General features: G+C 63.4%; 6 protein-coding genes and 2 pseudogenes. 3 read left to right on the forward strand and 5 right to left on the reverse strand.

Going from position 1 to position 3,671, the window contains the following annotated elements:
- The 3 genes and pseudogenes from AC1DOC_RS24435 to AC1DOC_RS24445 form a co-directional block, all read right to left on the reverse strand.
- Positions 1 to 353, reverse strand: a pseudogene (locus AC1DOC_RS24435) (peptidoglycan-binding protein); the annotation flags it as partial.
- 334 nt (positions 354 to 687) lie between these two features.
- Positions 688 to 975, reverse strand: a complete 288-nt coding sequence (locus AC1DOC_RS24440; RefSeq protein ID WP_278879539.1) for a type II toxin-antitoxin system RelE/ParE family toxin — start codon at positions 973 to 975, stop codon at positions 688 to 690.
- A complete protein-coding gene (locus AC1DOC_RS24445) occupies positions 972 to 1,217 on the reverse strand; it encodes a type II toxin-antitoxin system ParD family antitoxin (protein ID WP_278879537.1) in 246 nt (81 codons plus the stop codon). Before AC1DOC_RS24445 ends, AC1DOC_RS24440 begins: the two co-directional genes overlap by 4 nt.
- Positions 1,218 to 1,368: 151 nt before the next feature.
- Between AC1DOC_RS24445 and AC1DOC_RS24450 the strand changes: the two are divergent.
- Positions 1,369 to 1,467: pseudogene (locus AC1DOC_RS24450) on the forward strand (IS110 family transposase); the annotation flags it as partial.
- A 131-nt stretch (positions 1,468 to 1,598) separates the two neighbouring features.
- Here AC1DOC_RS24450 and AC1DOC_RS24455 read toward each other — a convergent pair.
- Positions 1,599 to 1,925, reverse strand: coding sequence for a putative quinol monooxygenase (locus AC1DOC_RS24455; RefSeq protein WP_307596757.1), 327 nt, complete (start codon positions 1,923 to 1,925; stop codon positions 1,599 to 1,601).
- A gap of 40 nt (positions 1,926 to 1,965) precedes the next feature.
- On the opposite strand from AC1DOC_RS24455, the gene gcvA reads away from it, so the two are divergent.
- Positions 1,966 to 2,928: a transcriptional regulator GcvA gene (gcvA, locus tag AC1DOC_RS24460; RefSeq protein WP_478130667.1), complete on the forward strand. Its 963-nt coding sequence runs from the start codon at positions 1,966 to 1,968 to the stop codon at positions 2,926 to 2,928.
- On the opposite strand, the gene AC1DOC_RS24465 is transcribed toward gcvA, so the two are convergent.
- A complete protein-coding gene (locus tag AC1DOC_RS24465) occupies positions 2,830 to 3,315 on the reverse strand; it encodes a potassium channel family protein (RefSeq protein WP_436298955.1) in 486 nt (161 codons plus the stop codon). The genes gcvA and AC1DOC_RS24465 overlap by 99 nt on opposite strands.
- Positions 3,316 to 3,374: 59 nt before the next feature.
- Here AC1DOC_RS24465 and AC1DOC_RS24470 point away from each other — a divergent pair, with 59 nt between their 5' ends.
- Positions 3,375 to 3,479, forward strand: a complete 105-nt coding sequence (locus AC1DOC_RS24470; protein ID WP_478130668.1) for a hypothetical protein — start codon at positions 3,375 to 3,377, stop codon at positions 3,477 to 3,479.
- Positions 3,480 to 3,671: the final 192 nt, after the last annotated feature.

Raw genomic sequence — 3,671 nt, forward strand, 5'->3', positions numbered from 1 at the left:
ACCACCACGAAGCAGTTCGACTGCTGCACCAAAAGGCGCAGCAGGTTGGCCGTGGGCGGCAGGCGGTATTCGCCGGTGAGGATGGTGTACCAGCCGGAATTCACGTTCTCGATCAGCGAGACGGTGCCGAGCGGCGATTCGCAGCGCTCGAGCTGGCTGCTTTCGCCGGCGGTGGCCGAGCCCGCGGCGCTGCCCGTGGCGACGGTCTTGGCCGACTGGCTGCCCATCTGCATGTCGAGCGCGGGCATGTTCTGGCAGCCGGCCAGCACCAGCAGCGTTGCCGCTGCTGCCGTGGCCATGGCCGGTCTTGAAAGCGCGCGCTGCTGGCGCGGCTTGCCTGTGGACTTCTTCATGCGATCCTCCCCCGTTGGTTGCGAAAGGGCCGGAATGCGGCCCTGCGCAAATTTAGTGGGAAGGCAGGATTGCCCACAGTGTCTAAAGTCACTTCTTGTGCTGACGCCAGTGCCGGTTGCCCGGATCGCAGCAGCCCGCAAGATCTCACTTGATGTCGAAAACGCTGATCTTGGTGGTCTGCAGCACCTGGCGGATCGTGAGTGCATTCGGGTACTGGCCGAGGCAACAACACGAAAAAATTCGCCGCACCTGTTGACGGAAGAGTAAAGACTATTTGCGTTCCATGTCACTCGCGGATTTGCCCGCACAGATCTCTGCGGCCATATTCGTTCCCTACAACAACGCTTCATAGTCCCGCGCGCCGTGCAGCACGCGCACCACGAGGACCAGATCGTCGGTGACGCGGTAGAAAATCTGGTAGTTGCCATGCACGCGCCGACGAAGGCCCCTTGCCTCGTAGCGCGGCACGATTGGATAGCTCAGCGGCATGGTGGCCAAGCTGGCGCATTTGTCCGTCAGCTCTTGGACAAAGGAAAGCGCGCGGGCTGGATTGTCGCGCGCGATGTAGTCGGCAATCGCCACCAGGTCTTGACGGGCCTCAGCGGAAAGACGAACCTTCATGTGGTTCGACTGTAGCGTTCAGTGAGTTCGGCGGCCACGTCCTCGAGCGCATGCGTGCGCCCGGCGTCAATGTCTGCCAGGCCGCGTTCAAGCGCGGCATCCAACACGGCCAGCCGCTTTTCGCGTTCCTCGACCAAACGCACGCCCTCTCGCAGGACTTCACTTTTCGAGCCGTAGCGGCCCGTTTCAACCAGTTTTGAGACGTAGCTTTCGAGCTGCGCTCCGAGTTCAGCACTGATCATTGGCAACATCTCCTAGAGATCTACAGATGACTTGATAATAGTTATCAAGCGCGCGAAGTGCAATCCCTGCCAAGCTGCTCGGCCCCGGCCGCGCTGAAACTGTCTTGCCGTTAGGCGGAAACGATATGAGGGACGACAACGCTGCCCACGCTCGGGCGGCAGCAAAGGCCGAAGGCGCGTGCAGGGCGGGCCCTTCGAGATTCGACGCATGTTGTACTTGGCCACGCTCACCGCAGCCAGGCACGAGCCATGCCGCGCGAAAACTTGGGCCTTGATCAGAGGTGCGCGCCGCGGTTGAGATCTCCTTCGCCGGTCAATTTCAGGCGCAGCCGCACCTTGCCGCAGCGGGAGTCGAGGGTTGTGGGTTGCATGGCCGTCTCCTCAGGTTGCCAGGGTTTCGTGCCAGAAGCCGAAATCGGCCTGGCCGTCCAGGAAGGTCTGCGCCGTCTGCATGAAGGCTTGCATGTGCGGCTGCTGCATGTGCGGGCCGGTGAAGGCCGCTTCGCTGGCCCACTGTTCCACGATCAGCCAGCGGTTCGGGGCCTTGGCGTCCTCATGCACGCGGATGCCGAGGCAGGCCGGCTCGAGCGCCATCACCTGCCGGATCACTGCCCGCAGCTCCCGCCGGGCCAGCTCCAGCTTGTCGGGCTGGATGGCGCAGGTGATCACGACAGTGACGGGCTGGGTGCCGGTTGGGCTGCTGTGCATGTGCATTCCTTGATATCTGCTCACGAATGGAGGACATTCTGTGCCGCGCCACCCGATGGCGGCAAACGATGATTTGTCAATTAGTTGTGAGCCAAACTCAACCATGCCGGACACACCCGCGAAGCTCCCGCCGCTGACCGCCTTGCCCTGCTTCGACGCTGCGGCCCGGCACCTGAGCTTCACCAAGGCCGCCGAAGAGCTGCACGTCACGCCGGGCGCCATCAGCCGCGCCGTGAAGCACCTCGAGCAGCAACTTGACGTGCAGCTCTTCGAGCGCGGCACGCGCTCCGTGCGCCTCACCGAAGTGGGCGAGCCCTACGCCAAGGCCGTGCGCGATGTGCTGGACCAGCTCGCTGCGGCAACCGCCGCCGCCACGGCCCGCCTGTCCGACAGCACGCTCAACGTCAGCACCTCGGACGGGTTCGCCGGCCGCTGGCTGGTGCCTCGCCTGTACCGCTTTCGCCAGGCTCACGGGAACATCGACGTGCGCGTTTCCACCACCGGCCGCCTCGCCAGCTTTCACGGTGACGGCATCGACGTCGCCATCCGCTATGGCGCCGGCAACTACCCCGGCCTCACGGCCGAGTGGCTGGCCGACGAAGAGGTCTTCCCCGTGTGCAGCCCCCGGCTGCTGAAAGGCCCGCACGCCCTGCGCAAGCCCGCCGACCTGCGCCACCACACCCTCATCCGCGACGGCTATCCCATCGCTTGGGCGGACTGGTTCGAGCGCGCCGGCGTCAAAGGCGTCAATGCCCGAGGCGGCCTCGCTTTCGACTCCTACACCTTCGCCGTGCAGGCGGCGGTGCAAGGCGAAGGTGTGGTCCTGGGGCGCACCATGCTTGTCGCCGACGACCTGTCCGCCGGCCGCCTGGTGCGGCCGTTCAAGCAGGCGCTGAAGGCCTTTTCAAGCTTCTATCTTGTCTATCCGCCGGAGGCCATGCGGCAGCGGAAGGTGAAGGCGTTCAAGGAGTGGCTGTTGGAGGAGATGCTCAGCAGCGTCTAGCCATGCTGCCGGTTGCGGAACGCCACCATACATTCGCGCTGAAGCTCCGCTAGCAAGTCCCTTGTCTTCGGCGCTGGCTTGGGAAGGGGGCGTTCCCCACTTAGCTTGGCCAGGCACTTCTGAGCCAAGATATTCGAGCTCTGGAGTTCCTTGGCCAATCGCTTGTGGAGATCGGCACCCCAGGTTGCCTGGCTCCCCAAGCACAGCCACGAACCTCCCGAATCCAATGGGACTCAGGTCGCCGTATCCAAGCGAGGTGAAAGTGACGAAGCTGAAGTACGCCGCTTCAAGCAGATCCCGCTCAGTCGCCTTCAAGGTGTGGTCGGAAGGCCCCCAGCGGAAATATGCCGTCGCCAGCAACAGAACGCCCGCGCCAGCAACTGCCAAGTCGATGTACGAAGCTCGCTCTTCTACGGAGCACGCGCCGGAATGTGGGCGATATTTGCATGGAGGTCGGCTATCAGTCGGAGGCGGCGTTCGGCAGGGCTTTCAAGAGGCATATGGCCGAAATGTCTGGTCAATACCGCCGGCGGCAAAAAGGAACACCATAGCGCTGGTTTCACTTGCGCAGCGCCCGTGTGCTCGCAGCGATCGTCAACTCGAAGTGGGCAGCTCCTGATGTCGCCTGACAACCCTTGGACGACGGCTTCGGACCCGGGAGATGGTTCCCGCAGGAATTCCCGGGCGGTAAAAATCACCATGCTGGCCGGCGGATCGAAAAGACGGGCGATGTTGTCGTAGCT

This window comes from Variovorax sp. 01T439_2 (assembly GCF_056398445.1).